Genomic DNA, 26,103 nt, shown 5'->3' with positions numbered 1-26,103 from the left:
TGGCAGCCGGCGGCGGACAGATGTCAGGTGACAGCCGACAGATAACAGATAACAGATAACAGCGAACAGATTTCGAAATCTGTCACCTGTTCGCCGTCCATCGTCCGCGCCGTACCCCTCAGCGGCTGAGCAGGTCGATCTCCGTCAGCTCCTCCGCCGTAAGCGGCCCGCCCGCCAGGGCATCGATGTTCTGGTCCAGCTGGGCCACGCTGCTCGCGCCGATGATCACCGACACCACCCGCGGGTCCCGCAGCACCCAGCACAGCGCCAGCTGCGCCAGCGTCTGCCCGCGGCGCTCGGCGATCTTGTTGAGCGCCCGCAGCTGCTCCAGCTTCGCCCCGGTGAGCGCCTCCTCCGTCAGGAACCTCCCGACCGACATCCGCGAACCGGCCGGCACCTCACCTGACAGATAACGATCCGTCAGCAGGCCCTGGGCCAGCGGGGAGTAGGCGATCAGGCTGGTCTGGGTGTCACCCACCGCGTCCAGCACGCCCTCCTCCACGTACCGGTTGAGGATCGAGTACGCCGACTGGTTCAGCAGCACCGGCGTCCCCAGCTCGCGCAGGATCGCCACCGCCTCCCGGTGCTGCTCCGCCGGGTAGTTGGAGATCGCGGCGTACAGCGCCTTGCCGGCGCGCACCGCACTGTCCAGTGCGCCCATCGTCTCCTCGATCGGCGTCTCCGGGTCGTAACGGTGGGAGTAGAAGACGTCGACGTAGTCCAGTCCCATCCGGTCGAGCGACTGGTCCAGGCTCGCCAGGAGGTACTTGCGGCTGCCGCCGTTGCCGTACGGGCCGGGCCACATGTCCCAGCCGGCCTTGGTCGCGATGAAGAGCTCGTCCCGGTACGGGCGGAAGTCCTGCGCGAACAGGTAGCCGAAGTTGCGTTCGGCGCTGCCGTACGGCGGGCCGTAGTTGTTCGCCAGGTCGAAGTGCGTGATGCCCCGGTCGAAGGCGCGGCGCAGCACTGCGCGCTGCACGTCCAGCGGCTGGGCGTCACCGAAGTTGTGCCAGAGCCCGAGCGAGACGGCGGGCAGCTGCACGCCGCTGCGGCCCGCCTTCCGGTAGGTCATCGAGGCATAGCGGTCATCCGCGGCGAGGTAGCTCATGCCGGACATCCTGCCAGCCGTCGCGGTCGGACGCCGAGGGGTGTTCGGCGGAACGGTCGCAGGCGGCGTCGGCTTGTGCACTGACGGGACGACAGCGGCCGCTCCGGCGCAGGTTGTTCAGGAGTGGCCGTAAGCATCCGCACGACGTGATGCTCGCCACCGTCCGGGGCGGAATGGCGTCCGGCGGGGCGGGGGAGGGGGAGGAACGGGCGAGGGGCCGTGGCCGCCGGGGGGCGGCGCACGGCCCTCGGCCGTATCCGGAGGCGTATTCGAGGCCGTATCCGGATCCCTATCCGAGGCCGTATCCGGCGCCCCGATCCGAGGGCGCGGCCGGGTTCCTGCCGGAAATCCCTGAAACCCTGGCGCTCTGTACCTACTGGTATGTACAGTGATCCACATGGCAACCCAGGACCGTCTCATCGAGAGCACCCAGGAACTCCTCTGGGAACGCGGCTACGTCGGCACCAGCCCCAAGGCCATCCAGCAGCGTGCCGGTGTCGGCCAGGGCAGCATGTACCACCACTTCACCGGCAAGCCCGACCTCGCCGCCGCCGCCCTGCGACGCACCGCCGAGCAGATGCGCGCCGCCGTCGAGGCCGACCTGTCCGCCCCCGGCACCGCGTACGACCGCATCGCCGCCTATCTGCGCCGCGACCGCGACGTGCTGCGCGGCTGCCGGATCGGCCGGATGACCCAGGACCCGGACGTCGTCGCCGACCCCAGGCTGCGCACCCCCGTGCAGGAGACCTTTGACTGGCTGCGCGGCCGGATCGCCGACCTGGTCGCCGAGGGCCAGGCCGCCGGCGAGTTCACCCCCGACCTCGACCCGGCGGACACGGCCGCCGCCGTGGCGGCCGTCGTCCAGGGCGGCTACGTCCTCGCCCGCGCGGCGGACAGCGCCGAGCCGTTCGAGCAGGCCGTCCGCGGCGCCCTCGGCCTCCTCGCCGCCCACCGCACGGCCTGACCCGCGCACCAGCCACCGAACCAGCCGCCCGAACCGGCCCCGCGAACGAACCCCGCCGACCAGCCGCGCCGACCAGTTCCACCGACCGGCCTCGCGAACCGCCGACCGAGGAGACCCCGCCGTGCACGCCATGCAGTACGAGATCACCCTCCCCGCCGACTACGACATGGGCATCATCCACAAGCGCGTCGCCGAGAAGAGCCACCTGCTCGACGCCTACCCCGGCCTCGGTCTCAAGGCGTACCTGGTCCGCGAGCGCGGCCGCGACGGTTCGCAGGTCAACCAGTACGCGCCGTTCTACCTCTGGCGCACCGCCGAGGGCATGAACAGCTTCCTCTGGAGCCCGGGCTTCCGTGGCGTGAGCACCGCCTTCGGCCGCCCCGCCGTCCGACACTGGCTCGGCGCCGGTCTGGCCCACGGCGCCGACGCCGGCACCCCGACCAGCGCCATCCGTGAGACCGTCCGGCTCCCCGAGACCGCCGACCCCGCCGAGGCCGTCGAGCAGGCCCTCGCCGAACTCGCTCCGGACGCCGCGCGGCCCGGCCTGCACACCGCCGCCGTCGCCGTCGACCCCAGCCGCTGGGAACTGCTCCGCTTCGCCCTCTGGTCCGGCCCCGCCCCGGACGACGTCCCCGGCACCCGCTACCAGGTGCTGCACCTCTCCAGCCCCGAACTCGACCGGCTGCCCGCCGGCCGCCACTGGTAACAAGGAGCCACCACGCCGATGCCCACCACCCCGATGCCCACCACGCCTGCGGACCCCATCCCCGCCGACCTCATTCCCGCCGACCTCGTCCCCGCCAGGCTGGACCGCGAAGCCGGCTACGCCCTCCTCGCCGAACTCGCCGGCCCGACCGCCGCCGCCACTCTCAACGGCCTGGACGGCACGGCCCCCGGCTTCGCCGACTGGATCGTCACCAGCCTCTTCGGCGGCACCTACCAGCGCCCCGGCCTCACCCTGCGCGACCGTCAGGTGGCCAACCTGGCCGTCCTCACCGCCCTCGGTGGCGTGGAGCCGCAGCTCGCCGACCACGTCCGCAACAGCCTCCGGATCGGGCTGACGGAGCAGGAGATCATCGAGGTCGTCGTCCACCTCGCCCCGTACGTCGGCGTCCCCAAGGCGCTGGCCGGGTTGCGCGTCGCTACCGCGACGTTCGCCGAGACCCAGCGGGCGGACCGGGCATGACCGTGCCCGGGCCCGCCGCCCCTGACCCCGTCACCCCTGACCCCGTAGCCCCCACCATCCGTACGGTCCTCGGCGACCTCGACCCCGCCGAACTGGGCGTCACCGACTCCCACGACCACCTCTTCATCCGCAGCCCCCTGCTCCCCGGCGAGGAACTCGACGACGCACAGGGCGCAGAGGGCGTCCTGCACGCCTTCGCCGCGGCCGGTGGGCGGTCGTTCGTCCAGTGGACCCCGTACGGCATGGGCCGCGGCGATGAATCCCTCGCCGACCTCTCCCGGGCGACCGGCGTGAACGTCATCGCCGCCACCGGCCTGCACCAGGCGGTCCACTACGACCCGGGCGCCCTCCCCGCCCTCTACGACGGCCTCGCCGAACGCTTCACCGCCGAACTGACCACCGGATCGACCACGGGCCCAACCATCGGATCGACCACCGGCCCAACCACCGCCCTGACCAGCGAACGGCCCGGCGCACCCGGGGGCGTCCGGGCCGGCCTGATCAAGGTCGCCTGCGACGCCGGGCCGACCACTCAGCACACCCGCCAAGTGATGACCGCGGCCGCCGAGGCGCACCACGCCACCGGCGCGCCGATCGCCGTCCACCTGGAAGCCGCCGCCGATCCGTTCTTCGTGACCCAGTGGCTCCACGCCCGGCACCGCGTCCCGCCCCACCGGATCATCCTCGGTCACCTCACCCGGCTGCCCGACGTACGGCTGCACCGCGAACTCGCCGCCGAGGGCGTCTACCTCGCGCTGGACAGCCCCTCCCGGTCCGCACACCCGACCGATCACCAGGCCGTCGACCTCATCGCCGACCTCGTCGAGGCGGGCCACGCCTCCCAACTCCTCCTCGGCGCCGACACCACCACCCGCACCGCCCGGCGCGCCGAGGGCCCCACCCGTCTGCTCACCGACCTCCTGCCGCGCCTGTCCCGCACCTTCGGCCCGGAGCTCGCCGACCTCCTCCTCACCCGCAACCCCGCGGCCGCCTTCGCCGTCCCCTGGCGCACGCGCACGCGCACGCGCACGGGTCGGAGGAGCTAGCACCACCCACTCACCCGCCCAGCAGGTGCAGGATCGGCTGACCGAGGGTCCCGAGCCAGCCGGCGACGCCGGAGAGCGCCGCGAACAGGCTGGTGCCGGCCGTCACCGCGGCTCCGGCCTCGCGCAGCAGCCGGGTGACCCGGGTGACCCGGTCCGCGACCACCTCCCGGTCGGGCTCGGGCTGAGCGGCCTCCTGGCCGACCGCGTCCAGTTCGGCCGCGACCTGGGGCGCGACGGCGGGTGGCAGCTGTTCGCGGCCGACGGCCTCCCGCAGGGTGCCGAGCAGTTCGGTCAGCTCCGGTGCGCCGACGGAGATGGCGCCGGACTGTCCGTCATGGACGTGCTGGTCCTGCGCGACGTTGTTGATCACGCCGGCCTGTTGACTTCCGATGTTGAAGACCATGGGACTCGCCTCCCGCGGACACTGGGCAACGGGGCATTGGGTAACGGGGTATTGGCCAACTGGGCGCTCGGCATCGGACGCCGGTCACCGGGCACAGGCTGCGGCTAGGTGTACGACCCGTACCGCTGCTCCTGCTGGGACTGCCTCTGCTCGAAGCGCCGCACCCGCACGATGGCCACGACGTGCAGGGTGATGCCGACGACGAGCAGCACGAGACCGGTGATCGACGTCCCGAGGCCGAGCCCGCCGACGGGTACGTTGCCGGCCTTCGCGTGGACCAGTTGGGACAGCAGGGGGTTCGTGTCGTCGGGATCCACGCCGTCCATGGCCCAGCCGGACACCCCGGCGCCGATCAGGAGCAGCAGCAGGCCGACCAGGACCAGGTGCCGGGCCCTGGTGTGGATGTCCGCGATCCGGCGGAAGAAGATCTCCCGCCGCTGGTCCGCGCCAACGTAGGTCGTGTACTGGTTGTAGTACTGGTTTCCGGCGACATTGCTGAGGTTCCCGCCCGCTCCCTGCCGTCCGACGTTGTAGTGCGGGTTGTTGTACTGGTCGCCGGCGACATTGCTGAGGTTCCCGTTGGCGCCCTGCTGTCCGACGTCGTAGCGCGGACCGGGCTTCACCGACGGCGGCTCGGACGGCTTCGGCGGCGGTGCCGTCGGCTTGGGCGGCGGTACGTCGGCGGCCTTCGGTGGTACGTCGGTGGCCTTCGGCGGTACCTCAGGGGCCTCCGGTGGTGCCTCCGAGACCTTCGGCCGGACCCGGGACGCCTTCGACGGCGGCTCGGACCGCTTCGGCGGAGCTCCGGGCACCCGCGAGGACGGCTCCGTCGGTCCCTCCAGGCCGGCGGACCCCATCGGCGCGTCGGCAGCGGGACCGCCTGCCGGACCGGCCGCCGGACCGCCTTCCGGCTCCGACGCAAGGCTGGACGCCCCAGCCGCCTTCGCTCTCTCGGCGGCGGCCTTCGACCCCTCGGCGGCCGCCTTCAGCAGGCCGGCCGTCCGGTCCGACGCCCCCACGTCGTGCCCCGGGTCCGTCACCACGACGGTGGCGGCCGCATCGCGCGGCTCCTCGTAATGCACCTCGAACGGCCCGAAGTCGATCACGTCCCCGCTGTGCAGCACCGTTTGCCCGTACACGGGGTGGCCGTTCAGCAGGGTGCCGTTGGTGGACGCGAGATCCTCGACGGTGGTGTGACCGTCCGACCACCACACCACCGCATGGCGTCGGCTGATCTTGGGATCGCCCACGTGGATCTGGCAGTCCGAGCCCCGCCCGACCAGCATCGGCTTGTCGGCCAGCTCGTAGACCTGGCCGCGCAGCTGTTCCGGGCTGTCGACGACGAGTCGCGGTAAGTCCTGTTTCTGCGGAGTGGGTCGCATGGCACGACCTCCTGCCGAGGAACCCTCCTCTCCAGTAAAGGCCACCACGCCGCCACCGCGCACCCCCTAGCGTGGCGGTCATGCTGTCGTTGAAGATCCTCGCGCCGGACGACTGGCCGCTCTGGCGCGAGCTGCGCCTCGCCGCCCTCACCGACGCGCCGCACGCCTTCAAGGCGGGCCTCGCGGGCTGGCACCACGGCGGCGAGGAACGCTGGCGCGCCCGGCTGCACCTCCCGGGCTCCCACCAGGTCGCGGCCCTGCTGCACGAACCCGGAGGCGTCGGGGCCGTCGGCCTCGCGGGCGGGGTGCCCGGGGCCGACGGTGTACGGGAGCTGCGCTCGGTGTGGGTCGGACCGAAGGCGCGCGGCCGGGGCGTCGCGGACCGCCTGATCGAGGAGGTCGAACGCTGGGCCCGCGCGTCCGGCGGTACGACGCTGCGCCTCGCCGTGCTGCCCGGCAACGAGCCCGCCCTCGCCCTGTACCGCCGCCACGGCTTCGTCCCCCTCACGGAGCCCGGTGAGCCCCTGCGCGCCGCAACCGCACGCGAACTCGTCATGGCGAAGCCCTTGCGCTGACCGCCACCCACGACCCCCCCACCCACGACCCCCTCCCACGACGCCGCGACCGCTACCGCCCCACCGCAACCCCGCCGGCGATCCACCCCTCCACCCGTTCGACGGCCGCGAAGGCCCCGAACGCGAGCAGCCGGGTCAGCTCCTCGTCGTCCGCCCCGGGTCGGACGGCGCGCCAGGCGGCGACGTCGGCGGCCGTGATCCGGTACGGCGCGAGGGCGGTGAGCAGGGCGAGGCGGGCGGCAGGGCGGTCCGGTTCGGCGAGTGCGGCGAGGTGCGGGCCGACGGGGTCGCCGCCGAGGGGCGGGTGGGTCCCGTCCCAGGCGGCCAGCGTGTCGCGGACGGCGGAGCGTGCGGCGGGCGTCAGCAGCTCGCCGCCACCGGACGCGGCCGTGCGCAGGGCCAGGAAGGCCGGCCCGATCGAGCCCCGCCCGGCCCAGTCGGGCACCGGGGCGTCGGGGGAGGGCCGGTCGGTGAGGACGGTCAGTCCGGCGCCGGGTGTCACCGTGCGCCGGGCGGCCTTTCCGACGGTCAGCGCGGCCGCCCGTCGGACGTAGCGGGAGCGGCGCAGGGAGCTCGGCAGCAGCGCCTCCTCGTCCAGGAGGGCGGTGACCATCCGGTTCACGAAGTGGGTGACCAGTGCCGTCCCGACGAACTCGGGGGCGAGCGCGGCCGGGAACGGTGGCCGGGCCAGCAGCGGGTCGCCCGGTGAGCGGGTGGCGGCGGCCCAGGCGAGCAGGGCGGCCTGCCCGGGGTCGGCGGGCGCGGTGCCGGCCCGGACGGCCTCGGCGAGTTCGTGGCCGCCGGCGCCGTGGACCAGCAGGGCGTGCGCCTCGGTGCAGAACGGACACCGGTTGGCGAGCGAGACGGCGCTGGCCACGGCTTCCTTGTCGGTGCGCGGTGCGGCTCCGGCGAGTTCGGCCTCGCGCAGCAGTGCCCAGGTGGCGGCGAGCACCGTGGGGGCGGGGGAGAGGCTCATCAGCGGGCCGTCGGCGAGCAGGAAGTCCGCTTCCATCTGGGCGTACACGGCGGCGACCGGGCCGGTGGCGGCCTTGGGACGGACGGGCGTGGTGTGGCGGTAGGGCGTGGGCATACGGGTCCCCTCCAGACATCCGGCTATCGCAACCCCCAGTTGCGATACGGTGAGCGTGACACGCGCGCCGCCCTAACGCAACCAGGAGTTGCAATGTCTTCCCCGGACCCTGCCGCCCCCGCCGACCCCGCCGATGCCCCCGACCCCGCCAACCCCGCCAACCCGGCCGACCCCGCCAACCCGGTCGGCCCGTCCGCCCCGCGCGCCGCCGTCGGGCGCGGCGAGAAGGTCCGGACGGCGGTGCTCGCCGCCGCGCTCGCCGAACTGGCCGACGTCGGCTACGCCGCCCTCACCGTGGACGGGGTCGCGCAGCGGGCCGGTGTGCACAAGACCACGGTGTACCGGCGCTGGAAGGACCGGGACACCCTGATCGTCGACGCCCTGACCGGGCAGATCGCCACCGACATCCCGATCCCGGACACCGGCTCCGTCGACGAGGACCTGCGCCTGCTCGCCCGCGGTCTGGCGGCCTGGCTGACCGGACCGTCGGGCGGCGCCGTGCTCGCCGTCCTGCTGTCGGACGCCGTTCGGGTGCCGGCCATGGCCGAGGTGCGGTCGCGGATCTTCGACGACCGGCTGCGGCGGGCCGAACCGGTGGTCCGCCGGGCCGTCGAACGGGGTGAACTGCCCCCCGGCACCGACCCGGCGGAGGTCGTCAAGAACCTCGCCGCGCCGCTCTACTTCCGGGTCCTGATCACCGCCGAACCGGTGGACGCGGACACCGCCGACCGCGCCGCCACCGCCGTCCTCACCGCCGCCCGCCACGGCGGTCTCGGCGGCCTCGGCTGACGAACTCCGTTCTCCGCCGATGCCACGAAACGCCGACGGGGCCCGCGCCGCTCGATCGAGTGGCACGGACCCCGCCGGCAGGCCCCGTTTGTCAGGCCCCGCTGTCAGGCTCGCTGATGTGACGTGCGGACCCGGCGCGTCACATGTGCGTGCCGCCGTCGATGCGGATCTCGGTGCCGGTGACGAACGCGCCGTCCTCGGAGGCCAGCATCGCGATCACGCCGGCCACCGTCTCCGGGCCCGCGAAGCCCTGGCCGATGGCGGGGGCGAGCTTGGCGAACAGGCTGAAGTCGGCGTCGGCGGGCAGGCCGGGGTTGTTGGTCATGCCGCTGTCGATGCTGCCCGGCGCGACGCACACCGCGCGCAGGCCCTGCTTCGCGTACTCGGCGGCGATGGCGTGCGTGAAGGACTGGATGCCGCCCTTGGTCGCGGCGTACGCGGCCATGTAGGGGTGGGCGAAACTCGCGGACGTGGAGCTGAAGTTGACCACCACGCCGGCGCCGCTCGCGAGCAGGGCGGGGAGCGCCTCGCGGGTCATCAGGAAGGTGCCGGTCAGGTTCACGGCGAGGAGCCGGTTCCAGAACTCCAGGCTGGTCTGGTGGGTGTGCGCGGAGCGCAGGATGCCGGCCGCGTTGACCAGGACGTCCAGCCCGCCGAGGTGCGCGACCGCCGCTGCGACGCCCGTGACGACGGCGGCCTCGTCCGAGATGTCCAGGACCGCGATGGTCAGGCGGTCCGCGGTGCCGTCGGCAGTGGCGCGGTCCAGGGTCTTCTTCAGGCCGTCCTCGTTGACGTCGACGGCGACGACCTTCCCGCCCTCGGCGAGGATCCGGTGCACGGTGGCCTGGCCGATGCCCGAGCCGCCTCCGGTGATCAGGACGTTCCGTCCGCTGAAGCGCTCCATGGTGGTACTCCGTTCGTTCGTGGTCTCTCGACCTCAAGAGACACGGTACGCCCAAGTGGCACAACGTGCCAATAAGTCTTGGCGTGCCAGCCCGGCGCGACATGTCACAGTGGCACCCACCCGCGTACGCTGGCCCGGTGACCGGACGCCCCACCCTGAACCAGCGCCGCCGGGACGCCACCCGGCTGGAGATCGCCCACACCGCCGCCGCACTCTTCGCCGAGCGGGGGGTCGAGGCCACCACCGCCGAGGAGATCGCCCTCGCCTCGGGCATCTCACTGCGCACCTTCTACCGCTACTTCTCCGTCAAGGAGGACGCCGTCGCCCCGCTGCTGGCGGCCGGCGGGCGGCGCTGGGTCGACCAGTTCGCCGCGAGCGCGACCGACCTCCCGGTCCGCGAGGCGCTGCGACGCTCGGCGGTCGCGTCCCTGACCCCGGCCGACGACTCCGCCGCCGAGGCGATGCAGTGGACCCGCAGCCTGTTGCGCGACCCCCGCCTCGACGGCACCTGGCAGCGCGTGCACGCCGATTCGGAGGAGCGGCTGCGCGTTGTTCTCGCCGAGCGCTGCCCGAACGGGACCGACCCGCTGGAGATCCGTCTGGCCGCCGCCGCCGCGACCACGGCGATCCGCGTCGCGCTGGAGGAGTGGGCCGGCTCCGACGCCCCCGCCACCGGCCCCGGCTCCCCGCAGGACCTCGGCGCCCGCTGCATGGACGAACTCACGGCGGGGCTGCGGCTCTGGGCCGCCTGACAACTGACAGATAACAGATGACAGATAACAGATTTCGAAATCTGAAGTCTGTTATCTGTCCGCTGTCATCTGTCACCCCTCCGCCACCCCGCTAGGGTGGGTGATCACGCGCCCCGGCGGGGGAACCGGGGGGACCTCCCGGGTGTCCTGAGCGGAGGGGGCGGGGAGTTCGAGGCGTGGGAGCAAGTAGGACATGGGTCTGACGAGCCACAAGGTGCTGGCGCTGACCGTATTGATCGCCGTCGTGATGATGGCCGGCACGGTCTGGCTGTGGCCCAGACTTGCCCGGCAGACCTGGCAGGCCGTGCTCGGCCGGATCGGCGCGCTGCTCGCGACCCAGCTCGCGGTGCTCGCCGCACTCGGGCTGGTGGCGAACAACTACTTCTCCTTCTACAGCAGTTGGGACGACCTGCTGGGCACCGGCGACAACGGCCCGGTGGTCATCCACAACAAGGCGGACGCCTCCGGCCGGCTCCTCGTCGAGACGATCGGCCACGCCAGCGTCCAGGGCGGCGGCGCGCTGGGCCGCGAGCCCGGCCAGTCCGGCGAGATCCGCAAGGTGCGCATCGACGGGGCCGTCACCCGGCTGTCCACCGAGGGGTACGTCTACCTCCCGCCGCAGTACTTCCAGCCCGAGTACGCGCACAAGCAGTTCCCGGCGGTGATCGTCAGCACCGGCTTTCCCGGGCTCGCCGAGAACCTGATCACCCGGTTCAACTACCCCGGCGCGGCGCTCAAGCTGCTCCAGGAGGGCCGGATGCAGCCGACCGTCATGGTCCTGATGCGCCCCTCGCCCGCCCTGCCGCAGGACACCGAGTGCGAGGACATCCCGGGCGGCGCGCAGTCCGACACGTACTTCACCAAGGACGTCCCCTCGGCGATCCAGGCGAGCTTCCGGGTCTCCACCGACCCGCAGGCCTGGGCCTTCATGGGCAACTCGACCGGCGGCTACTGCGCCCTCAAGCTGGCCATGCGCCACCCCGACGTCTTCCCCACCGCCGTCTCACTGTCCGGCTACTACCAGGCCGCCGACGACCCGACCACCGGGGACCTCTTCGGAGGCAGCAAGCAGCGCCGCAACGAGGCCGACCTGATGTGGCGCCTGAAGAACCTGCCGCAGCCGAAGGTGTCGGTCCTGCTGGCCGGCACCAAGCAGGGCGACGGCGACTACCGCCGCGAGACCGACGCCTTCGTCGACGCCGTGCAGAGCCCGATGAAGGTCTCCTACGCCAACCTGGAGACCGGCGGCCACAACTTCGAGACCTGGAGCCGGCTGCTGCCGTCCTCGCTGGAGTGGCTGTCCCAGCACCTCAAGGTGCCGGACCAGACCGCCTGAGGCCTGCCCGAGGCCCCCCGGGGAGGGGAGGGAAACCGGTCGATTCAGGCGACCTGCTCCAGCGTGCCGGTGTGCAGCTCGCCGACCCGGCCGCCCTCGCCCTCGAAGGTCCAGAACGCGCGCACCGTCAGCCGGCCGAGGTCCATGACGTGGCTGACGGTGATCCCGCTCTGCTCCGTCCAGCTGACGAAGTAGATCTCCGGGGCGACCTCGGCGACGTGCAGCTGGACGTCCTCCCACTGGCCCGCCGACTCGCCGAGCCCCTCCCAGCGCAGCCGCTTGCCGTCGGCCGAGTAGGCGTTGCGGAAGGCCGCGCCGTTGTCGGCCCGAAAGAGGTAGGTGCGGCCGGCGAAGGCGGGCAGGGACGCGGTCATGGCTGGGCGGTTCCTCGCTCCTGTGAGGCCGTGCACGGCGGTCTTGTGCACTGCGGAAGATGTCGGACCTCCAATTTATCCGACCGGGCGTGCCGGCTGGGCGGAACGGACGACACTGCGCCACGGCACGGTCCACCACCGGGCCGCCCGCCGGATGTGCGACCGGCACATGGGCGACCACCCCGGCCGGTCCTACCGTCCACCCCCATGAGACGCACCCCCACCGGAGCCACCCCCACCAGAGTGGTCCCCACCCGAGCGGTCCCCACCAGACCGGCCGCCGCCGCGAGGCCGGCCGCACTCCTCACCGTCCTCCTCACCCTCGCCGCCCTGCTCCTCGGCACCCCCGCCCCGGCCCGGGCAGCGGCCACCGCCGCCCCTCTCACCCTGGAAGCCACCTTCCCCGCCCCCGGCAACGGCTGGGCCAAGGTCGAGCGCTACCTCGACACCACCCCCGGCTTCCGCACCGAGCAGTACCCGGCCGACGGCCGCGGCGACCAGGACGGCGCCCGCCGGACGTACTTCGGCGGCACCGGCGAGCCGTACTCCGGCCGCTTCCTCCTCTACTCCGCCACCGGCTGGGACACCGGCAGCCGGGGCACACCCGTCCTGCTCGTCCACGGCGCCAACGACAACGCCGACCGCGCCTGGGCGAACCCGGGGGAGAGCGGCACCTGCGGCGCCGCCGACTGCCCCGCCACCGGCCTCGCCCAGTACCTCGCCGGGACGGGCCACCGGGTCTTCGCGATCGGCTTCGCCCACAAGCACGGCGACAACCTGCTCCAGGCCCAGGCGGTCGGGGACGCCGTCGCGCTGATCCGGGCCCGCCTCGGGGTGCCCCAGGTGGACGTGGTGGCGTGGAGCAAGGGCGAGGTGGCCGCGCGGGCGTACGTGTCCTCGGTGCGCCCGTCCTGGGGGCGGGCCTACGCGGGCGACGTCCGCCGCCTGGTCACCCTGGGCGGACCGAACGGCGGGCTCGACTACGTCTACGCGCACGGCTGGTCGTTCGACCTGGCCACCTGGCCGGCCTGCGGCGGCACCGCCAACGCGCCGTCCCCGCACCTCTACATGACCTGTTACGGGACGTACACCGCGCAGCCCTGCCTGGGCGTGCTGCCGAGCGGCGGGTACGACTGCTACCCGGGCCAGCGCCAGCTGCTCGCCCGTTGGGACGGCCGGTACGGGGTGGACGCCACCGCCCAGGACTGGTGGACGACGTACTACGGCGGCCAGGGCTTCTACACCTCCGGCCAGGGCATCCAGGCCGCCGTCGACGCCGGCTCGCTGATCGCGCCGTTGCAGCGGGCCGGGATCCCGGCCTCGGTCCGTACCTACCTGCTCGCGGGCGGCTCGGCCGACATCCCGGGCGTGCTGAACGAGAACCGCGGGCCGAGCGACGGCATCGTGTTCACCGCCAGCGCCCTGGACACCACCGGCATCGGGACGGTCGGCGGCACCCGGCTGCTCGGCGGCCTCAACCACCTGGAGCTGGCCTGGGCGCCGGAGGCCGCGAGCCAGATCGAGGCCTGGCTCGGCTGACGTGCGACGCCGCCCTTCGACGCCACCTTCGGCGCCGCCCTTCGACGTCGCCTTGCCAGTGCCGCCCCACCAGGTTGATCAACTCCGCTGCCACCCAGCGTCGTTGATCGACACCACTGTGAGCTGCACGACAACGGGCCCGGTCGGGTTGTCCGTTCACGGACGGCCTGCCTAGCCTGCAACGGTCGTCCGCTGTCGTCGCGGACCCCGCCGCCGGGACGCCTAGTCCCGTCCACCCGCCGGCGGGCAACCGAGCACCACAGCGGACGGGAGCGGGGGAACCAAGGTCAGCGCCCGGCCCGCACGTTCGCGCGTGCGGGCCGCGGCTAGGGGTGAAGCCGCTCCCACCGGCGGCCGGGCAACTGCAGCCCGAATCCGACAGCTCACCTCGCAGGCGTCGCAGAGGACACTCCATGCCCCAGTCTGCCCTCCGGCGCCGCGCGCCCCGCCACGCCCGTCCGTCCCGCCGCGGCCGCTTCGCCGCCCTCGCCGCCACCGGAGCGGTCGCCGTCAGCGGCGCCGGCCTGCTCGGCCTGCCGGCGACCGTGGCCGCCCAGGCCGCGACCTTCCCGACGGCCACCACCCCGACCGTCACCCAGGACCGGCTCGCCCCGGCCACCATGGTCGCGGGCAAGGCCAGCACGGCCTCGCTCGCCCTGCACTCCTCGGCCTGCTTCACCGCCAAGACCGTGGGCGTGGGCGTCCGCGACGCGGCCGGCACCAACCTCGACTTCCCCGGCAACGCCTCCAACGTGCAGATCTGCCCGGGCGGGCTGACGTTCACCAGCGGCGCGCGCACCCTGTCGGCCGGGACGTACAGCCAGTTCGGCTTCTGGCAGGACCTCGGCGGCGCCTGGCACAACCTGCCCGCCCAGCAACTGGTGGTCTCCAGCACGGCGACCGCGACCGCCACGCCGACCCCCACCCCCACCCCCACCGCGACCGCCACGCCGACCCCGTCGCCGACGGCCACCGCCTCGCCGAGCGCCACCCCCAGCCCGGCCTCCCCGGTCGCAGGCAAGTCGCTGACCTGGTCCGACGAGTTCAACGGCCCGATCACCTGGGGCTCACGCTGGGTCGGCGACAAGAGCACCGCGTACAAGTACGGCAACCACAACCCGGACGACAACAAGCTCGACTGGCTGAACAAGAACAACGTCAGCGTCGCGAACGGCGTCGCCACCTTCACCGCCAGCCCCAGCGGCAACACCCTGGAGAACGGCAAGCAGGCCTGGAACGCGGGCTTCCTCACCACCGAGGGCTCCAGCGAGGGCTTCCAGGTGAAGACCGGCGACTACGCCGAGACCAGGGTCAAGATGCCGTCCGGCTCCGGTGCCTGGCCGGCCCTGTGGACCTGGAAGAACGGCAACGGGGAGATCGACTCCTTCGAGTACCACCCGGACAACCCGAACCTGCTGGAGCTGACCAACCACGTCAACCCGGGCAACGCCAAGTACTACACCGACGCGAGCGCCGTCGCCAAGGACCAGTGGGTGACCATCGGCACCTACTACGGCGCCACCTCGGTGGACTGGTACGTCAACGGCGTCAAGGTGTTCTCGGACGGCAAGGGCGTCGGCACCAACTTCTCGGCGTACCTGATCCTCAACCTGTCGGTGTGCGCGGGGCAGTACCACCCGGCGCCGCAGGGGACCACCCCGCTCAGCTTCGCCGCGGACTACGTCCGGGTCTACCGCTGAGACCCGGGCTGTCAGGCCCAGCCGCTCGGGCCTGACAGCTCACCCTGATCACCCTGACCACGCTTCACGCCGGAGCGCTCGGGCCCGACGACTCGGCCCCGAGCGCTCCGGCGTGACGGCTCCGGTGCGACGCCTCAGGACTCGTCGTCCGTCTCGACCACCCGGAGCTCGAACGGCTGCCGGTTGTTGCGCTCGTCCTTGTCGTCCGCGCTGCGCACCGCGACCCAGCCGCCGTCCAGCGGGCCCAGCGGCACGTCCGGGGAGAGCCGGACCGGAACGAGCGCGGTCGCGCTGCGGCCCTCCTTCAGCCCGGCCCCGAAGACGCAGCGCACCCGGTGACCGTTCTGGAACACCTCACAGTCCTGCGGGAAGAACGGGCCCTCCGGCGTCACGCCCTCCGGCAGGGTGACCACGACGGTCAACGAGGAGGCCGTGGTGTCCGGGCCGCGGTTGGCGACGAAGGCGTGGACGGTGGTGGTGCCACCGGGGGCGACCGCGTCGGGGTCGATCCGGACCACCTCCAGGTCGGAGTGCGAGGGCGCCGCGGCCACGGCCGGGCCCACGTCCACCACCGGCCTGGGGTCGGGTCGCCGCAGTGCCCAGGACGGGCCGGCGGCCAGCACCGCCGCCGCACAGCCCGCCGCCACCACCGCGACCAGCCCGGCCCCGCCGAATCCCCGACTCCGCGCGCTGCTGCGCTCCATCGCCGCTCACCCGTGCCCTTGCGTTCCGGCGGCCCGCGCCGTCGCGGGCCGCGTCCGCACCAGGGTGGCGGAGCGGTCGCGGGGGCCCGGTGCAACCCGCCAGCCGTCCGCCCGAACGGACGAACCCGCGCACCGGAAGTCGACCGAGCCGACTTCCGGTGCACGGGCACGCTGCTGACTGCCCGTCAGGGGGCGAGGACCTGCCCCAGTCGGGCCGCGATCTGACGCATCACCGGCACCAGCGAGGACGCTCCCGCCTGCTCCTCCAGCGCCCTGATCCGGGCCTCCGGGCCGGAGACCGAGAGCGCCGTGGGCGTCGGCGCGCCCGGTACGGCGAGCGCGATGCAGCGGACGCCGATCTCCTGCTCCTGGTCGTCGACGACGTAGCCGCGTTCGCGCGCCTCGGCGAGCTGGTGGAGCAGCTCCTGTGGGTCGGTGACGGTGTACTCGGTGTGCGCGGGCAGCGGGTTGGGGCCGAGGACGGCCCGCGCCTCCTCCTCGGGCAGCTGGGCCAGCAGTGCCTTGCCGACGCCGGTGCAGTGCGGCTGCACCCGGCGGCCGACCTCGGTGAACATCCGCATCGAGCGCCGCGACTGCACCTGTCCGACGTAGACCACCTCGCCGCCCTCCAGCACCGCCAGGTTGGCGGTCTCGCCGGTGGCCTCCATGAGTTCGGCCAGGTACGGGCGGGCCCAGCTGCCGAGCAGGCGGCCGGCGGTCTCGCCGAGGCGGATCAGCCGGGGGCCGAGGGTGTAGCGGCGCGCGGTGTCCTGGCGTACATAGCCCTGCTGGACGAGGGTACGAACCAGGCGGTGGATGGTCGGCATCGGGAGGCCGGAACTGGTGGAGAGCTCGCTCAGCGTGGCCACTCCGCCGGAGTCGGCCAGCGCCTCCAGCAGTTGGAAGGCGCGCTCGACGGACTGCACGCCACCGCTCGCGCGGTCGGTGCCCGTCGCCGATGCTGAGCCTGGCGTCCCTGCTGTGTCGGGGGTCGCAACCACCGGCGTTCCCTTCGCTGTCGGGGGAGGAGTAGAGTCCCTGCGATCACCTCAACAAACCGTTGAAATTCTGTATCGCGGAAACTAGTCTCCACCTTACAGAATCGAACTCGTCGACAGGCGGGTTCCGATCAAGGAAGTTCCCACCGGAGCTCCCTTCGCCAGGCTCAACCGTCTTAGGAGTGTCCTGCTCATGGCTGCAGATCAGGGACCCGTCGGCACCTCCCCTGCCGCTCCGGTCGTCACTGTCGCCGGTCCGCGCGTCCACCGGGCGGAGGAGGTGCTCACTCCGGAGGCGGTCGCCTTCGTCGTCGGCCTCCACCGCGCGTTCGAAGGCCGCCGGCAGGAGCTGCTGAGCAGGCGGAAGACCCGACGCGCGGAGATCGCGCAGGCCGGCACGCTGGACTTCCTGCCCGGGACGGCCGAGGTCCGGGCCGGCGACTGGAAGGTCGCCGAGGCGCCCCGCGCCCTCCAGGACCGCCGGGTCGAGATCACCGGCCCCACCGACCGCAAGATGGTCATCAACGCCCTCAACTCCGGCGCGAAGATCTGGCTCGCCGACTTCGAGGACGCCACCTCCCCGACCTGGGAGAACGTGGTGAGCGGCCAGATCAACCTGATCGACGCCTTCGAGGGCCGGATCGACTTCACCACCTCCGCCGGCAAGGCGTACACCCTCAAGCCCGCCGCCGAACTGGCCACCGTGGTGGTCCGCCCGCGCGGCTGGCACCTCGACGAGAACCACCTGCTCGTCGACGGTGTCCCGGTGGCCGGCGCCTTCTTCGACTTCGGCCTCTACTTCTTCCACAACGCGGCCCGGCTGCTCGCCAAGGGCGTCGAGGATCCCAACTCCGGCCCGTACTTCTACCTGCCGAAGACCGAGAGCCACCTCGAGGCCCGGCTGTGGAACGACGTGTTCACCCACGCCCAGGCCCAGCTCGGCATCCCGCACGGCACCATCCGGGCCACCGTGCTGATCGAGACCATCACCGCCGCGTTCGAGATGGACGAGATCCTCTACGAGCTGCGCGACCACGCGGCCGGCCTCAACGCGGGCCGCTGGGACTACCTGTTCTCGATCGTGAAGAACTTCCGCGACGCCGGCGAGCACTACATCCTGCCGGACCGCAACGCCGTCACCATGGCCTCGCCGTTCATGGCCGCCTACACCCGCCTGCTGGTGCAGACCTGCCACAAGCGCGGCGCCCACGCCATCGGCGGCATGGCCGCGTTCATCCCCAGCCGCAAGGACCCCGAGGTCAACGCCGCCGCGCTGGAGAAGGTCAAGGCCGACAAGGACCGCGAGGCCGGCAACGGCTTCGACGGCTCCTGGGTCGCCCACCCCGACCTGGTGCCGGTCGCCCGCGCCTCCTTCGACGCGGTCCTCGGCGAGCGTCCCAACCAGAAGGACAACCCGGGGCCGTCCGAGCCGGTCACCGCCGAGCAGCTGCTCGACATCGCCGGCGCCGGCGGCACCTGCACCCACGCCGGACTGCACAACGCCGTCCAGGTCGGCATCCGCTACATCGAGGCCTGGCTGCGCGGCCTCGGCGCGGTCGGCATCTTCAACATGATGGAGGACGCCGCCACCGCCGAGATCTCCCGCTCGCAGATCTGGCAGTGGATCCACAACGGCGTCGTCCTCTCCGACACCGGGGAGAAGGCCACCGCCGACCTGGTCCGCACCCTGGTCGCCGCCGAGCTGGCCGAACTCCGCGCCGAGCTGGGCGACGAGGCCTACGCCGCCGGCCGCTGGCGCGAGGCCGCCAAGCTCTTCGAACAGGTCGCCCTGGCCGAGGACTTCGCGGACTTCCTCACCCTTCCCGCGCTTCCCCTACTGGGCTGAGCCCAATCTATCCGCCGGCGCCACCGCTGCCGCCTGCCAGGCTGTAGCACTCGCGCCGACCCTTTGCTCCGTTCCGTACGGCGACGAAACCACCTGTCCTCTCGCCGCCGTACGGGACGGCTTCCCCGGTGAGGAGTTCACCCGTGGCACGCATCTTCTTCAACGGCCAGGCCATGGTCGGCGGGCCCTTCCACGCCTCGGTGGCCGACGCCCTGATCGGCCCCGCCCGCACCGCCCCCGGCTACCGCTTCTTCTCCATCGACCACAGCGGCGGGACGGATGTCTGCCCCGGCCTGCTGCCCGACCCCGCCGCCGACACCGCCATCGAGGGCGAGCTGTACGACGTCTCCCTGGAGCACCTGCGCGACGTCATCCTCCCCGGTGAGCCGCGCGAACTGGAGCTCGGCGTCATCGAGCTCGACGACGGCTCCGCCTGCCTCTCCATGCTGCTCGCCCGCGGCGAGGTCGAGCGCGGCGTCCACCGCGAGATCACCCACCACGGCGGCTGGCGCGCCTACCTGGCCACGCTGGGGCGGACGGCCTGAGCGGCGGACAGCGAACAGCGGACAGACGACAGCAAACAGCTGACAGCTGACGGCGAACAGATAACAGCGAACAGATAACAGATGACGAAAGTTGTCAGCTGTCATCTGTTCGTTCAACCCCGTCCACCCGCCACCAGCGCGTTCCCCAGGGCGCTGCGCCGGTACAGCACCCGGCGGCCGTGCCGGGCGCGTTCCAGCAGGCCGGCCGCCGCGAGCGCGCCCAGGTGGCGGCTCACCGCGCCCGGGGTGACGCCCAGCCGGTGCGCCAACTCCGTGGTGCTGGACGGGGTTTCCAGCATTGCCAGCAGCCGGGCCCGGGGCGCGCCGATCAGCGCGGTCAGCGCCGTCAGCGGCCCGGGCGCCGCCGCGGGCCGCCCGGCCACCAGCCCCTCGCCCATGGTGGCCTTGCCCCGCGCCGGGTAGCAGATCAGCGGCGGCCCGACCTGGGTGATGTCGGTCTGCGCGCCCATCCCGAACAGCGTCGGGATCAGCACCAGCCCCCGCCCGGCGACCTCCACCGAGGTGCCCAGCGCCTGCACCGCCGGGTTGGAGTCGTTCAGCGTCAGCACCCCGGCCCGCCAGGAGAGCCGGAAGTCGAGGTCGGCGAAGAGCCCCTCCGCGCCGCGCTCGGAGAGCATCCGGCCCCGGTAGGCGATGTCCGCCTCCAGCACCGAACGCGCCCGCGGCCACCACGTCGGCGACAGGCAGCGGACCCAGTACGCCTCCAGCTCCCCGGCCGCCCGCGCGACCAGTGCCGAGGGATCGTCCAGCAGTGCGGCGAGCACCGGCGGCACCGGGCTCCCGTCGCTGCGGTAGGCGGCCAGCACGTCCGCCCGTGCCACCTCCGGCGGGGTGGCAGCCATCCCGGCGAGCTCCTCGGCGAAGTCCGGGTGGGGCGAGGACGGCCGGGGCGTCAGGAAGTCCGGCACGAAGGCCTTCGGCGTCACCAGGGACGCCAACAGCGCGGTGTCCAGGGTCTCGTAGCGCGACTGCCAGCCGGCGATCCACGGCTGCTGCTCCGGGTAGTACCCCGCGAACCTGCGGGCGCGCAGGCTCAACACCGTCTCCTGGAGCGGGGAGTAGGCGAACCAGGTGGCGGCGAGATCGTCAACGCCGAAGCGGAACTCGAACATTGACCGTAACGGTAAAAGAATTCCGCCCGCGCCGGAAGCCCGCTGTCCTACTGGGCATGACCTCCACCGCGGTGCGTCCGCCTGTCGTCGGCCGTCTGCTGCGCCTCGACCCGTTGGTGCGCCGGCTCGCCCTGATGAGCCTGGTGACCACGGTCGGCAACGGCCTCTTCTCCACCGTCAGCGTGCTGTTCTTCACCCGCTCGATCGGCCTGACCCCCGGCCGGGTCGCGCTCGGCCTCACCGCCGCCGGCGTCTGCGGGGTCCTCGCCGGGGTGCCGATGGGGCGGCTCGCCGACCGGGTCGGCAGCCGTCGACTGCTGCTCGTGACCGGCCCGTTGGAGGCCCTCGCGGTCCTCGGGTACGCCTTCGTGCACTCCTTCGCCGCGTTCGTCGCCCTGACCTGCGTCGCGACGGTGCTGGAGCGCGGCGGGGCGGCGGTGCGCAGCGCGCTGATCGCCCGCGCCGTCCCCGCCGAGACGCAGGTGCACACCCGGGCGCTGCTGCGCTCGGTGATGAACGCCGGGCTGGTGGTCGGTTCCGCGGGCGCCGCGCTGGCACTTCAGGCCGACAGCCGCGCCGCGTACGTGGCGGTGCTGGTACTGGACGCGTTGACCTTCCAAGGCGCGGCGGCGCTGTTGGCCGGGCTGTCGGTACCGGCCGGGGCGGCCGCCGCGGCGCGGGAGCGCCGTGCCGTGGCGGGGCGGCGGACGGCCCTGCGGGACGGCCGCTACCTGCTGGTCACCGGGCTGCACGCGGTGCTGGAGCTCCAGCTCGCGGTGCTCACGGTGGCGATCCCGCTCTGGGTGGTGCTGGCGACGGGGGCCCCGCCCGCGCTGGTCGCGGTGGTGAACGTGGTCAACTGCCTGCTGGTGGTGCTGTTCCAGGTGCGGGCGAGCCGGGGGATCACCGATGTGCCGACCTCGGCCCGGGCCTGTGCGCGGGGCGGGCTGCTGCTGGCGGCGGGCTGTCTGCTCTACGCGGTCGCGGGTTCGAGCTCCGGTTCCGGTTCCGGTTCCGCGGCGCTGGCGGCCGCCGCGATCGTCGCGGGGGCGCTGATCCACAGCCTCGGCGAGCTGTTGACCTCGGCGGGCGGTTGGACGCTCAGCCTGGACCTGGCGGACCAGCGGGCCCACGGCGAGTACCAGGGCGTGTTCATGAGCGGTCAGGCCGCCGCGCACGTGCTCGGCCCGCTGGTGATGAGCCTGACGGTGGTCGCCCACGGGTCGGCCGGCTGGCTGGTGCTGGCGGCGCTGTTCACCGTCTCCGGTGCCGCGCTGCCCGCCGCGGTGCGCCCGCGGGAGAGCGCCGGACGCGGGGCGGCCTCCGGGAAAGACCGCTGACGGACCGCCGGCCCGCTCCCCACGGGGGTGGGAGCGGGCCGACGGTCCGTCAGGACGGGGGCGCCACGGCCCCGGACCCTCGCCGTGGGTCCGGGGCCGTGGTCCGCGAGCCGGCTGTCAGGGGCTGGTTCGCGGAGTCCGGGTCACGCACCGTCCCTGGGCGGCCCGGAGTCGGGGGGAGGTCACACCGGTCGGGCGGCGAGCTCCTTGGCGGCCCGGGCGCAGTCGCGCGCGATCCGGTCCTCGTTGACGGTGGTGAGCTGGCCCTTCTCGACGACGGCGTTGCCGTTGACGAAGAGGACGGCCAGCGGCGGCAGGGCGCCGAAGGTGAGCGCGGCGACCGGGTCGGCGATGGAGGAGTGCATGACGCCGTCGATCTTCCACAGCGCGAGGTCGGCGAGCTTGCCGGCCTCGATGGAGCCGATCTCGTTCTGGCGGCCGAGCACCCGGGCGCCGCCCATGGTGCCCAGGCGCAGCGCCTGGCGGCCGGTGAGGGCGGTCGGGTAGCCGTGGAGTCGGTTGATCAGCAGGGCGTTGCGCAGCTCGGTGCCGAGTTCGCCGGACTCGTTGGAGGCGGTGCCGTCGACGCCGAGGCCGACCGGGACGCCGGCCTTGAGCATGTCGGGGACGCGGGCGATGCCGGCGGCCAGGCGGGCGTTGGAGGACGGGCAGTGGGCGACGCCGGTGCCGGTCTCGGCGAACTTGGCGATGTCGGAGTCGTTCATGTGGACGCAGTGCGCCATCCAGACGTCCTCGCCGAGCCAGCCGACGGACTCGAAGTAGTCGGTCGGGCCCATGCCGAACAGTTCCTTGCAGAACTGCTCCTCCTCGGCGGTCTCCGAGCCGTGGGTGTGCAGTCGGACGCCCTTGCGGCGGGCGAGTTCGGCGGACTGGCGGAGCAGGTCGGTGGAGACCGAGAAGGGCGAGCAGGGCGCGATGGCGACGTGCAGCATGGAACCGAAGGAGGAGTCGTGGTACTTGTCCACGGCGGCCTCGGAGGCGGCCAGGATGTCGTCGAGCTCCTCGACGGCGTGGTCCGGCGGCAGGCCGCCGTCCTTCTTGCTGCGGTCCATGGAGCCGCGCAGCGCGGTGAAGCGCAGACCGAGTTCCTGGACGGCCTCGATGGAGGCGCCGAGGACGTCACCGCCGTCCTTGGGGAAGACGTAGTGGTGGTCGGAGGCAGTGGTGCAGCCGGACTTGAGGAGGGCGGCGGCGGAGCCCTGGCTGGCGGCGTGGACGAGCTTCTCGTCGATCCGGGCCCAGGTCGGGTAGAGCGCGACCAGCCAGTCGAACAGGATGTTGTCCTGGGCGAGGCCGCGGGTGATCCACTGGTAGAAGTGGTGGTGGGTGTTGACCAGGCCGGGCGTGATCAGGTGGCCCTCGCCGTTGATCCGGCGCACCACGTTGTCCAGCCAGGCCGGGGCGGGGCCGTCGCCGACCGACTCGATCTTGTTGCCGAGGATGACGACGTGGCCGCGGGCGTACTCGGTGTCGTCGGCGTCGACGGTGGCGATGGCGACGTTCTCGATGACGATCCGCTGGTCGGCGGGCGGGGGCTGGACTGCCATGGTGTAACTCCTATGGGGGAGGGCCGGGAGGGGTGCGCGTTGAGCGGCGCGCGCCCCTCCCGGGCCGGTCAGGACGGTGTCGCCGTCGGCACCGTGGCGCCGGGTCCGTCGCCGGTGGAGGACCGGCGGGCGGCTCCGACGTGGTGGAAGAGCAGGTTGAGCAGGACGGCCATCACGCAGCCGGCCGAGATCCCGGAGTGCATCAGGGTGCGGACGGTCTCCGGGAAGGAGTCGTAGAAGTTCGGCACCGCGATCGGGATGATCCCGACGCCGAGCGACACCGACACCAGGATGGTGTTGGAGCTGGACTCCATGCCGGCCTCCGCGAGGGTGCGGATGCCGCTCGCCGCGACCGTGCCGAAGAGCACGATCCCGGCGCCGCCGAGGACGGGTTGCGGCACGAGGGAGACGAGTGACCCGAGCACGGGGAAGAGCCCGAGCAGGATCAGGATGCCTCCGCCGGCCGCGACCACGAAGCGGCTGCGGATCTTCGTCAGCGCCACCAGCCCGATGTTCTGGGCGAAGGCGCTGGCGGCGAAGCCGTTGAAGACGGGGCTGAGCGCGGTGGCCAGTCCGTCGGCCCGGAGGCCGGCGGCGAGCGTGGGTTCGTCGGCCTCGCGCTCGACGATCTTGCCGAGCGCGAGCATGTCGGCGGTGGACTCGGTCATCGAGACCACCATGACGATGCAGAGCGAGGCGATCGCGGCGGCGTCGAACATCGGCGCGCCGAAGTGGAACGGGGAGGGGAGCGCGAAGATCTTCGCGTCCTTGACCGCGCCGAAGTCGGCCAGGCCGAGCGGGAAGGCGATCAGGGTGCCGAACGCCAGTCCGAGGAGCAACGAGAGCTGCTGCCAGAAGCCGCGCAGCAGGCGGTTGCAGAGCACCACCGCGACGAGGGTGATCGCGGCGAGGCCGATGGCCCGCGTGGAGCCGAATCCGGGGGCGCCCGGCGAGCCGCCGCGCGCCCAGTTGACCGCCACCGGGAGCAGGGACACCCCGATGAGGGTGATCACGGTGCCCTGGACGACCGGGGGGAAGAACCGGATGAGCTTGCAGAAGTACGGAGCCGCGAGGAAGCACAGGAGCCCCGCGACGATCACCGCGCCGAAGATCACCGGGAGGGCGTCCTTCGGTCCGTGCTCCTTGGCGATGGCGATCATGGGTGCGACACCCGCGAACGACACGCCGTTCACGAACGGCAGCCGTGCGCCGATCCGCCAGACGCCGAGGGTCTGGAGCAGGGTGGCCAGTCCGGCGGTGAACAGGCTGGCCGAGATGAGCAGGGCGAGTTCGCCGGGGGAGAGCCCGACGCCGGCGCCGACGATGAGCGGGGGTGCGACGACTCCCGCGTACATCGCGGCGACGTGCTGGAGTCCGGTGGAGACGAGCTTCACCGGGGGCAGCAACTCGTCCACGGGGTGGGTCCCGGGCCCGGCCGGTGTGCCGTCCGGGCCCGGGTTTCTTGCAGGGGTGGAACCGCCGTCGGTGCTGCTGGTGTTGCTGGGTGCCATGTCGAGCCCCTCTTGTGCCCATGGCTCCCGGCGCGCCCGTGGCGCTGGAGACTGCCCGATGGTTCTGGTGCCGAGGGCGGGACGGCGGTGCAAGGGTCCCTCGGCCGGCCTCTCCAGTGCCCCGGGCCGGCCGCCGTGAGGCAGGCACGAACTCCGGTGGGTGGGGGTGGAGAAACTGGTGGTGCAGAAACACGTGGTGCAGAAACAGGTGGTGCCGTAACAGGTGGTGCCGTAACAGGTGGTGCCGTGGGTGGTTCGGGAACTACCGGTACTGACAAGGGTGTTGCTGCCCGCCCGGGATCGACCGGTCGCGGAGGACCGGAGGGTGCGGCGACGCCGGGCGGTGTTCACGGGGTCTCCCCGGGTCAGACGACCGGGATGACCGGGACGACGCCCTCGCGGTGCACGGTGCCCTCGATCAGGCCGTACATGCGGTCGGCGGCGTAGTAGACCTCGTTGTCGTTCTTGAGGCCGAAGGGCTCCAGGTCGACGAGGAAGTGGTGCTTGTTGGGCAGCTCCAGGCGGACCTCGTCCACCTCGGCGCGGTTGTTGAGGACCCGGGTGCCCATCGAGTGCAGGGTCTGCTGGAGCGAGTAGGAGTAGGTCTCGGCGAAGGCCTCCAGCAGGTGCCGCTTCACGTGGGTGTAGGAGCGGTTCCAGTTGGGCTGGGCCTCGTCGTCCTTGCCGCTGTAGCCGTACTTCCAGCGGGCGGTGACCTGGGTGGCGAGGATGCGGTCGTACGCCTCTTGCAGGGTGGTGTACTTGTCCTTGATGTAGCCCCAGAACTCCGAGTTGGTGGAGTTCATGACGATGAGGTCCTTCAGGCCGGAGATGACCTGGACGTTCTCACCGTCGTACACGACCTCGACGGTGCGGGTCTCCTGGCCGTTGCGGACGAAGGAGTGGCCGACCTCCTCGGAGCCGATGAAACGGGCCGAGTTGTCCGGGGTCTTGATCCGGTCCCAGGTGTACTCCTCGATCCGGATCCGGGCGCTGTGGACGACACCGCGCTCGGTGTTGTCGACGAAGTGGCGCGCCAGGATGATGCCGAAGGCCTCGGCCGACTCGATCCCGTACTCCTTGGCGAAGGCGTAGACGGTGTTCTTGGTGGTGTCGGTGGGCAGGCAGTTGGCGTTCGAGCCGGTGAGGTGGACGTCCTCGAACTCGCCCTGGAGGGAGACCGAGACGTTGAGGTCCTTGATCTCGTGCCGGGTGGAGTCGCGGTAGACCCGCACGATGCGGTTCTCCGCCTTGCCGTACTGGTTCTGACCGAGCACGTGGGCCATGACGGCTCCTAGTTGCTTCCTGGT

Annotated in this window: 25 protein-coding genes and 1 riboswitch; of the genes, 13 read left to right on the top strand and 12 right to left on the bottom strand. The window is 72.5% G+C overall.

Annotated elements, in window-relative coordinates:
* Positions 1-118: 118 nt before the first annotated feature.
* Positions 119-1,108 (bottom strand): aldo/keto reductase, encoded by a 990-nt coding sequence (locus tag ABTY15_RS29605; protein ID WP_350602047.1) that lies wholly within the window; start codon positions 1,106-1,108, stop codon positions 119-121.
* A 397-nt stretch (positions 1,109-1,505) separates the two neighbouring features.
* Between ABTY15_RS29605 and ABTY15_RS29600 the strand changes: the two genes are divergently transcribed.
* The 4 genes from ABTY15_RS29600 to ABTY15_RS29585 all read left to right on the top strand — a co-directional run bounded on the left by ABTY15_RS29600 (position 1,506) and on the right by ABTY15_RS29585 (position 4,304).
* Positions 1,506-2,072 (top strand): TetR/AcrR family transcriptional regulator, encoded by a 567-nt coding sequence (locus tag ABTY15_RS29600; RefSeq protein WP_350602046.1) that lies wholly within the window; start codon positions 1,506-1,508, stop codon positions 2,070-2,072.
* Positions 2,073-2,193: 121 nt separating this feature from the next.
* Complete coding sequence (locus tag ABTY15_RS29595) at positions 2,194-2,778, top strand: DUF4865 family protein (protein WP_350602045.1); 585 nt, start codon at positions 2,194-2,196, stop codon at positions 2,776-2,778.
* 18 nt (positions 2,779-2,796) lie between these two features.
* Positions 2,797-3,258, top strand: a complete 462-nt coding sequence (locus tag ABTY15_RS29590) for a carboxymuconolactone decarboxylase family protein (RefSeq protein ID WP_350602043.1) — start codon at positions 2,797-2,799, stop codon at positions 3,256-3,258.
* Complete coding sequence (locus ABTY15_RS29585) at positions 3,255-4,304, top strand: phosphotriesterase family protein (protein ID WP_350602042.1); 1,050 nt, start codon at positions 3,255-3,257, stop codon at positions 4,302-4,304. Before ABTY15_RS29590 ends, ABTY15_RS29585 begins: the two co-directional genes overlap by 4 nt.
* 10 nt (positions 4,305-4,314) lie before the next feature.
* On the opposite strand, the gene ABTY15_RS29580 is transcribed toward ABTY15_RS29585, so the two are convergent.
* Both ABTY15_RS29580 and ABTY15_RS29575 read right to left on the bottom strand, forming a co-directional pair.
* Entirely contained in the window at positions 4,315-4,707 is a 393-nt protein-coding gene (locus ABTY15_RS29580; RefSeq protein WP_350602041.1) for a hypothetical protein, read from the bottom strand.
* 104 nt (positions 4,708-4,811) lie between these two features.
* The gene (locus ABTY15_RS29575; protein ID WP_350602038.1) at positions 4,812-6,089 is read right to left on the bottom strand and encodes an FHA domain-containing protein; all 1,278 of its coding nucleotides are present in this window, start codon (positions 6,087-6,089) and stop codon (positions 4,812-4,814) included.
* Between the two features lie 80 nt (positions 6,090-6,169).
* On the opposite strand from ABTY15_RS29575, the gene ABTY15_RS29570 reads away from it, so the two are divergent.
* Positions 6,170-6,664 carry a GNAT family N-acetyltransferase gene (locus ABTY15_RS29570; protein WP_350602037.1) on the top strand — a complete coding sequence of 165 codons (495 nt, stop codon included), beginning with the start codon at positions 6,170-6,172 and terminating at the stop codon, positions 6,662-6,664.
* Between the two features lie 52 nt (positions 6,665-6,716).
* On the opposite strand, the gene ABTY15_RS29565 is transcribed toward ABTY15_RS29570, so the two are convergent.
* Positions 6,717-7,754 carry a carboxymuconolactone decarboxylase family protein gene (locus ABTY15_RS29565; protein WP_350602036.1) on the bottom strand — a complete coding sequence of 346 codons (1,038 nt, stop codon included), beginning with the start codon at positions 7,752-7,754 and terminating at the stop codon, positions 6,717-6,719.
* Between the two features lie 93 nt (positions 7,755-7,847).
* On the opposite strand from ABTY15_RS29565, the gene ABTY15_RS29560 reads away from it, so the two are divergent.
* Positions 7,848-8,543, top strand: coding sequence for a TetR/AcrR family transcriptional regulator (locus ABTY15_RS29560; RefSeq protein WP_350602035.1), 696 nt, complete (start codon positions 7,848-7,850; stop codon positions 8,541-8,543).
* Positions 8,544-8,682: 139 nt separating this feature from the next.
* Here ABTY15_RS29560 and ABTY15_RS29555 read toward each other — a convergent pair whose 3' ends face one another.
* Complete coding sequence (locus ABTY15_RS29555; protein WP_350602033.1) at positions 8,683-9,447, bottom strand: SDR family NAD(P)-dependent oxidoreductase; 765 nt, start codon at positions 9,445-9,447, stop codon at positions 8,683-8,685.
* A 137-nt stretch (positions 9,448-9,584) separates the two neighbouring features.
* On the opposite strand from ABTY15_RS29555, the gene ABTY15_RS29550 reads away from it, so the two are divergent.
* Both ABTY15_RS29550 and ABTY15_RS29545 read left to right on the top strand, forming a co-directional pair.
* On the top strand, positions 9,585-10,199 hold the full coding sequence (locus tag ABTY15_RS29550) for a TetR family transcriptional regulator (protein WP_350602032.1): 615 nt from the start codon (positions 9,585-9,587) through the stop codon (positions 10,197-10,199).
* Positions 10,200-10,392: 193 nt separating this feature from the next.
* Positions 10,393-11,535, top strand: a complete 1,143-nt coding sequence (locus ABTY15_RS29545; protein ID WP_350602031.1) for an alpha/beta hydrolase — start codon at positions 10,393-10,395, stop codon at positions 11,533-11,535.
* 44 nt (positions 11,536-11,579) lie between these two features.
* Here the strand turns inward: ABTY15_RS29545 and ABTY15_RS29540 are convergent, their stop codons facing one another.
* Positions 11,580-11,909 carry a MoaF-related domain-containing protein gene (locus tag ABTY15_RS29540; protein WP_350602029.1) on the bottom strand — a complete coding sequence of 110 codons (330 nt, stop codon included), beginning with the start codon at positions 11,907-11,909 and terminating at the stop codon, positions 11,580-11,582.
* Between the two features lie 207 nt (positions 11,910-12,116).
* On the opposite strand from ABTY15_RS29540, the gene ABTY15_RS29535 reads away from it, so the two are divergent.
* On the top strand, positions 12,117-13,448 hold the full coding sequence (locus ABTY15_RS29535) for an esterase/lipase family protein (protein ID WP_350602028.1): 1,332 nt from the start codon (positions 12,117-12,119) through the stop codon (positions 13,446-13,448).
* Between the two features lie 286 nt (positions 13,449-13,734).
* Positions 13,735-13,860, top strand: a riboswitch (cyclic di-AMP (ydaO/yuaA leader).
* Between the two features lies 1 nt (position 13,861).
* Positions 13,862-15,148, top strand: a complete 1,287-nt coding sequence (locus ABTY15_RS29530) for a glycoside hydrolase family 16 protein (protein WP_350602027.1) — start codon at positions 13,862-13,864, stop codon at positions 15,146-15,148.
* A gap of 134 nt (positions 15,149-15,282) precedes the next feature.
* On the opposite strand, the gene ABTY15_RS29525 is transcribed toward ABTY15_RS29530, so the two are convergent.
* Positions 15,283-15,852, bottom strand: a complete 570-nt coding sequence (locus tag ABTY15_RS29525; RefSeq protein WP_350602025.1) for a hypothetical protein — start codon at positions 15,850-15,852, stop codon at positions 15,283-15,285.
* A gap of 185 nt (positions 15,853-16,037) precedes the next feature.
* Positions 16,038-16,778 carry an IclR family transcriptional regulator gene (locus ABTY15_RS29520; protein ID WP_350602024.1) on the bottom strand — a complete coding sequence of 247 codons (741 nt, stop codon included), beginning with the start codon at positions 16,776-16,778 and terminating at the stop codon, positions 16,038-16,040.
* A 265-nt stretch (positions 16,779-17,043) separates the two neighbouring features.
* On the opposite strand from ABTY15_RS29520, the gene aceB reads away from it, so the two are divergent.
* Both aceB and ABTY15_RS29510 read left to right on the top strand, forming a co-directional pair.
* A complete protein-coding gene (aceB, locus tag ABTY15_RS29515) occupies positions 17,044-18,696 on the top strand; it encodes a malate synthase A (protein WP_350602023.1) in 1,653 nt (550 codons plus the stop codon).
* 143 nt (positions 18,697-18,839) lie between these two features.
* On the top strand, positions 18,840-19,241 hold the full coding sequence (locus tag ABTY15_RS29510; RefSeq protein WP_350602022.1) for an allophanate hydrolase-related protein: 402 nt from the start codon (positions 18,840-18,842) through the stop codon (positions 19,239-19,241).
* 113 nt (positions 19,242-19,354) lie between these two features.
* On the opposite strand, the gene ABTY15_RS29505 is transcribed toward ABTY15_RS29510, so the two are convergent.
* Positions 19,355-20,374: a winged helix-turn-helix domain-containing protein gene (locus ABTY15_RS29505; protein ID WP_350602020.1), complete on the bottom strand. Its 1,020-nt coding sequence runs from the start codon at positions 20,372-20,374 to the stop codon at positions 19,355-19,357.
* Positions 20,375-20,430: 56 nt separating this feature from the next.
* Here ABTY15_RS29505 and ABTY15_RS29500 point away from each other — a divergent pair, with 56 nt between their 5' ends.
* Positions 20,431-21,714: an MFS transporter gene (locus ABTY15_RS29500; protein WP_350602019.1), complete on the top strand. Its 1,284-nt coding sequence runs from the start codon at positions 20,431-20,433 to the stop codon at positions 21,712-21,714.
* Between the two features lie 182 nt (positions 21,715-21,896).
* On the opposite strand, the gene ABTY15_RS29495 is transcribed toward ABTY15_RS29500, so the two are convergent.
* The 3 genes from ABTY15_RS29495 to pucL form a co-directional block, all read right to left on the bottom strand.
* Positions 21,897-23,282, bottom strand: coding sequence for an 8-oxoguanine deaminase (locus ABTY15_RS29495; RefSeq protein WP_350602018.1), 1,386 nt, complete (start codon positions 23,280-23,282; stop codon positions 21,897-21,899).
* A gap of 68 nt (positions 23,283-23,350) precedes the next feature.
* Positions 23,351-24,793, bottom strand: coding sequence for a nucleobase:cation symporter-2 family protein (locus tag ABTY15_RS29490; RefSeq protein ID WP_350602016.1), 1,443 nt, complete (start codon positions 24,791-24,793; stop codon positions 23,351-23,353).
* A gap of 365 nt (positions 24,794-25,158) precedes the next feature.
* Positions 25,159-26,079, bottom strand: coding sequence for a factor-independent urate hydroxylase (gene pucL / locus ABTY15_RS29485; protein WP_350602014.1), 921 nt, complete (start codon positions 26,077-26,079; stop codon positions 25,159-25,161).
* Positions 26,080-26,103 lie beyond the last annotated feature (24 nt).

It is taken from the genome of Kitasatospora sp. NPDC097643 (genome assembly GCF_040302625.1).
In the GTDB taxonomy this organism is placed as follows: domain Bacteria; phylum Actinomycetota; class Actinomycetes; order Streptomycetales; family Streptomycetaceae; genus Kitasatospora.
The sequence above is the reverse complement of the archived record's forward strand: the minus strand, read 5'-3'. Positions and strand labels throughout refer to the sequence as shown.